General features: G+C 50.7%; 5 protein-coding genes. 3 read left to right on the top strand and 2 right to left on the bottom strand.

Annotated features, from left to right (window positions below):
- Positions 1-354: 354 nt before the first annotated feature.
- The 3 genes from DBO31_RS09195 (at position 355) to DBO31_RS00185 (ending at position 2,985) form a co-directional block, all read left to right on the top strand.
- Positions 355-525 carry a hypothetical protein gene (locus DBO31_RS09195; protein ID WP_154662685.1) on the top strand — a complete coding sequence of 57 codons (171 nt, stop codon included), beginning with the start codon at positions 355-357 and terminating at the stop codon, positions 523-525.
- Between the two features lie 142 nt (positions 526-667).
- A complete protein-coding gene (locus tag DBO31_RS00190; protein ID WP_059075631.1) occupies positions 668-1,570 on the top strand; it encodes a mechanosensitive ion channel family protein in 903 nt (300 codons plus the stop codon).
- Positions 1,571-1,590: 20 nt separating this feature from the next.
- Positions 1,591-2,985: a GDSL-type esterase/lipase family protein gene (locus DBO31_RS00185; protein ID WP_150824141.1), complete on the top strand. Its 1,395-nt coding sequence runs from the start codon at positions 1,591-1,593 to the stop codon at positions 2,983-2,985.
- Positions 2,986-3,068: 83 nt separating this feature from the next.
- On the opposite strand, the gene DBO31_RS00180 is transcribed toward DBO31_RS00185, so the two are convergent.
- The gene (locus DBO31_RS00180; protein WP_150824140.1) at positions 3,069-3,572 is read right to left on the bottom strand and encodes a hypothetical protein; all 504 of its coding nucleotides are present in this window, start codon (positions 3,570-3,572) and stop codon (positions 3,069-3,071) included.
- 18 nt (positions 3,573-3,590) lie between these two features.
- The coding region (locus tag DBO31_RS00175) for an AAA family ATPase (RefSeq protein WP_150824139.1) at positions 3,591-5,056 on the bottom strand (1,466 nt) is incomplete at its 5' end.

The raw sequence follows: 5,056 nt of genomic DNA, 5'->3' as shown, positions 1-5,056 counted from the left end.
GCCGCTGGATTCGCTTTTGCCAATGGCAATGTACAGGCTACTGCCAGCACCCAGGCTGCCAAGGCAGCGGTTCATCAGGCCTCGCCCGTTGTCACCAACGGCTTTGCCAATTCATATGCCCAGAGCACTCATCACACCAGCCTCTACTAAGAATCCGTGCGTTTCAACCCAAAAAAGCTGCTCCTAGGCAGCTTTTTTGGGTTGAAACGCACGGGGAGACGGCTCTGCAGCCGGGCAAGATCATGCACAAAAGCTATGTAAATTATAGCCATATTATATTTTATTTTCATGAAAAAGTATTGTACAATACAATCACTCAAAGGGTTATTGTATTTATAAAGGAGCTAATTCATCATGAAAAGCGTAAAAGTCTGTGTTATTGCCTGCATCATTGCCGTTGCCGCTGTCGCTGGTACTGCTTTTGCCAACTATGGCAATGCTACAAATGAAAATTTCAGCAGCCAGGTCGTATATAACTACACTGCCTATGGCAAAATGATTACAGAAGCTGCATTGAATAGATAAGAAACACTTTTGTGAGTAAAGGGACGCCAATTCAGGATTACTGATGGCGTCCCTTTTTCGTGCTCATCTGTACAAGGAAGCATAAAACGTCTACAATAAGGATATCTGCCATATTTCTTCATGACAGGAAGGAGCGTTTATCATGAGTTTAGCCGCAAATACCGCTGATACGGCCCAGACTGCAGCCTCTGCCGTAAAGGCAGATGTGCAGAACCAGGTCACCCAGAGTGTCTCCGCTCTGGATCAGTTAAAAGAATTTTTATTGAACCACGGTCCCGATGTCATCTATGCCATCATCATCTTTATTATTGGCCGCTATATCGCCAAAGGATTCAAAAACGTAGCCATCCGTATGATGACCCATGCCAATTACGATCATACGGTCATTACCTTTGTCAGCCAGATGATTTATTATGCCATCATGGCTCTGGTCATCCTTTCGGCTCTCAATAAAGCGGGAATCCCGACCAATTCGTTTTTAGCTGCATTTGGTGCCTTCGGTCTCGCCGTTGGTCTGGCCTTGCAGAATAATCTGTCCAATTTTGCTTCTGGCCTGCTCATCCTGATTTTCAAGCCGTTCAAAGCCGGTGACTGGGTATCGATCGGCGGCGTCGAAGGCAGTATCAAAGGAATCCAGATGCTAAATACGGCCGTTATCACCAAAGACAACAAAACCGTATTCATTCCCAATTCTATCATCACCTCCAATCAGGTCATCAATAGTTCCTATCAGGATGAACGGTATATTTCTTTCTTGTTCGACATCGGCTACGACAATGATCACCATAAAGCGATCGCTATCCTGAAAGACATTTTCCAATCAGACAAGCGGATTCTGAACGCCGATACGATGGAAATCGGCATCAAGGAATTTGCTGACAATTCCGTGCGTATCGCCGCGTATCCTAAAGTAGCCAATGCCGATTATCTGCCCGTATTCTATGATACCATGTCCCGTGTCAAAGACGCCTTTGATGCCGGTGGCATCGATATTCCCTTCCCACAGCGCGTCGTCTATGTGCGGGAAGAAAAGAAAGAAAATTAGTATATAAAAAGAGGTATATTATGTCTGTATTCCGCACAGTATCTGTCTTTATCCTGATTGCCCTTTCCTGTACCCCGGCACTGGCCCGTACGCCGGCAACTCCCGTGAATGCATCCCATGCCACGCGGACCGCAGTCCATGCCAAAGCGGCTGCATCCGAGCTTCCCATGGTTCAGGGCATTCCCCTTGACCAGGTCCGGGAATTGTATGATCAGGAACCACCCCATATTCTGTCTCATTACACGGAAGAACAACCGGCTTCCCTGCGGCCAGTCCTGCGTTGGGACAAAGTAAAAGGAGCCGTATCCTATGAAGTAGAAATCACGCCGCCTCAGATGCCTTCTCAGACGATACGTCATATTTTCGTTCCCGGATATAATGCCGTTCTCCCGGCCAATACGCAAAAAGGGACGGCAACCTGGCGCGTCCGTGCCCTTGATTTCGACTACAATCCTATCACAGCCTATTCACCGGAAGAACCGATGTACGTAGACCCGCAGCAGCAGCCTGCGCTCTACCCTCATCCGCTCAGCAAATTTAACACGGGGAATGGTGCAACACTGCTTTATCCAGTATACAACTGGGTTCCCGTGACCGGGGCCGCATCCTATAAAGTAGAAATTCTCACATCCCCCGACGTAATGCCGGATCAGGATGCACCGGACAATCTGGTTATGGGCCGCGGCACATCTCATTGGTTCGACTGGTATGACGACAGCCCCCGTATGTCCACCCAGACTTTGTACTGGCGCGTCCGTGCTTACACCAAAGACAACCAGCCTCTGGGCGTATTCTGCCCGCCCCAGCCAATGATGATTAATCCGGATAAACCGTATATTATAGGCACGCTGGGTGACAGCATTACCCACGGCGGCGGAGACCTGTCCTATTCACCATCAGACTGGGAATTCAGTTATCAGCATTACCTCGATTTTGATACCATTAACCTGGGAGAAAGCGGCGATACCAGTGAGATGACACGGGAACGCTTTGAAAAGGATGTCCTTCCCTTTCATCTGAAATACCTGATTATTATGACCGGCAGCAACAGTCTTCGCGGCTGGACCAGTGCCGACGATGTCATCAGCGACCTGGCTGCCATCAAAGAAAAATGCCTCGACCATGACATCCAGCCCATTTTCCTCACCCTGCCACCCATCAATCCGGCCAATATCAAAAAAGCCTTTGACGAACCGACAGCGGAAGACTGGCGGGAACGTTTTCAGAAGGTCAATGCATGGATACGCCAGCAGACCCATATTGATCTGTCTGCCAAAATCCCGGAAGACCAGGAATTACCGACTGCACTGGGTATCGATGGCATCCATCTGAACAGTACGGGCAAACAGCTCATGGCGCAGGCCATCAATGAACAATGGGCTTCGGTGACAGGAGAAACTCAAGAAACTCGATAAAAACAACGAACCGGCTTTTTTCTATACATATCATGTACGGAAAAAAGCCGGTTTGTCATGCAATATCCACGGAATAATCAGAGTTATGCCTCATCCATGATGACGGCCACCGAACCATCTTCGCTTATGGCACGGCAGGCATTTTCATAGACTTCGACAAATGCATAATTACCGTGCAGGGCCAGTCCCCTGGCCTTTTCCATATATTCCGGCAGCGATTCGCCCCGCTTGTAATGTTCGATGATGTCCCCCGTTAAATCCAGCGTATGGACTTCATAGGGATCACCCAGGTAACACCGGGATACGATGCCAATCAGCGTGCCCCGGATGGCGATTTCCGGAAATTCCTCTTCTATGATTTTCATAAATTTATCGAGCAATTCCGAGCTGAGATGAGCGCCTCCGGCATCGAGCCGGCGCAGTGCTTCACAGTATTCCCGTGAGCGTGGCCTGCGCAGCAGGAGAGCCAGTTTTCCCGTATCCATCTGCATTTTTCCCCGCTGGCGGCGCGGTGCCACCGAAAGCCGCGTATGGTTTTCGGTTTTCGTATCGGCCTGCGTCCGGGGACGCAAAATAAAACGTGCCATTCCTATCATCTCCTTACGTTAGTGGCGTGTCAGGACGCGCCGTACATGGAGACGGTCCGCCTGTGGCAGTGTTTCTTCTCCGATTGGACGGCCAGAAGCCGGAACAGCCCGTTCTCTGCCCCAATCGCGGATAGCTTCGATTTTCTCCGGACTGGTTTTCGACAGGGGAACGACATTTTCAAAGGTCGAAATCACATCGTCATCGCTCAGTTTCCCGTTTTCATCAGCCAGGCGGTGATAGGCCAGTTCCCGGACAGTAGATTCCAGATCAGCACCGGTAAAGCCGTCACTCAGTTCCACCAGCTTATCGGCAAATTCCGGAACAGCAGCCAGCCGGGCATGGAGATATCTATCAAAATAGAGCGCCAGGATTTCCCTGCGCTCTTCCGCTGTCGGCAAATCGACAAAAAAGAGTTCATCAAACCGGCCGCGGCGCAGCAATTCGCTGGGAAGCATGGAAACATCATTGGCCGTAGCTACGACAAAGACCTGTTTTTTACATTCCTGCAGCCAGAACAAAAACTGCCCCACCATGCGGGTCGATACGCCTCCATCATTGGACGAGCCGGCGCCGGAAAGGCCTTTTTCGATTTCGTCGATCCAGAGGATACACGGCGACACATTTTCCGCCGTCGTGAGCGCATCTTTCAGCTGCTGTTCCGACTGACCCACATAGCTGCCCTGGACGGTAGCGAAATCGAGGCGGTACAAGGGTAACTGCCAATTTGCTGAAATAGACTTGGCCGACATAGATTTGCCGCAGCCGGGTACCCCGACGAGGAGAATTCCCCGTGGCGGCTGCAGATGAAGCTGGCGCATCTGTTCCCGTTTTTCCGGCCGCAGCAGCTCTTTCTTTTCATCGAGCCAGTTGCGCAGGCCCTGAAGACCTCCGACGTTTTTCATATCAGGATCGACATCGATTTTTTCCAGGCCGGAAATATTGGAAAAAAGGCGGTTTTTGGCAGACCGCACTTCGGCCATGTCTTCATTGCGTATCTGTCCATTGGCGACGAGAGCGGCCATGACATTTTCCGCTTCAATCTGGGTAACACCAGCCAGTGTTGCCGCGGCATCGCGCATTTCTTCTTCGCCCCATTCGATGGGCATTTCCTGACGGTAGTCGTCGATGAACCGCCTGATGATGTCATACATTTCTTCTTCCCCGGGAAGGTCCAGACTGACGATGAGGCCATGGCGCTGCAGCGTGTTCCAGACGGGTTTATTAGTCAGGACGATCAGGCAGGTACCGTGTTCGACTGCCAGATTGACTACATCGAGGAGGCGTTGGGCATCGGACGTATCACTGCTGATATCCGAAACTTCTGTCAGTACCAGCGTCTGATTGTCCCGGTGCTGGGTCCGCATCATATCGGCCGCGAAATCAAGCGCTGACACAAAAGACACCGCACCTTCATCGACCGCATCACCGGTGCGGATATCGTAAATGCCACGGGAAAAGGTATGGACGAAGAAACTTCCCTCTT

It is taken from the genome of Megasphaera sp. DJF_B143, assembly GCF_900320625.1.
GTDB classification, from domain to species: Bacteria; Bacillota; Negativicutes; order Veillonellales; family Megasphaeraceae; genus Megasphaera; species Megasphaera hexanoica.
Note: the sequence above shows the minus strand (reverse complement) of the source record. Positions and strands in the feature narration are given on the sequence as shown.

What these genes read in the sequence shown, in the direction of transcription:
- DBO31_RS00190 (WP_059075631.1), top strand. Translation starts at nt 668, where the DNA reads ATGAGTTTAGCCGCAAATACCGCTGATACGGCCCAGACTGCAGCCTCT.
- DBO31_RS00185 (WP_150824141.1), top strand. Translation starts at nt 1,591, where the DNA reads ATGTCTGTATTCCGCACAGTATCTGTCTTTATCCTGATTGCCCTTTCC.
- DBO31_RS09195 (WP_154662685.1), top strand. Translation starts at nt 355, where the DNA reads ATGAAAAGCGTAAAAGTCTGTGTTATTGCCTGCATCATTGCCGTTGCC.
- DBO31_RS00180 (WP_150824140.1), bottom strand. Translation starts at nt 3,572, where the DNA reads ATGGCACGTTTTATTTTGCGTCCCCGGACGCAGGCCGATACGAAAACC.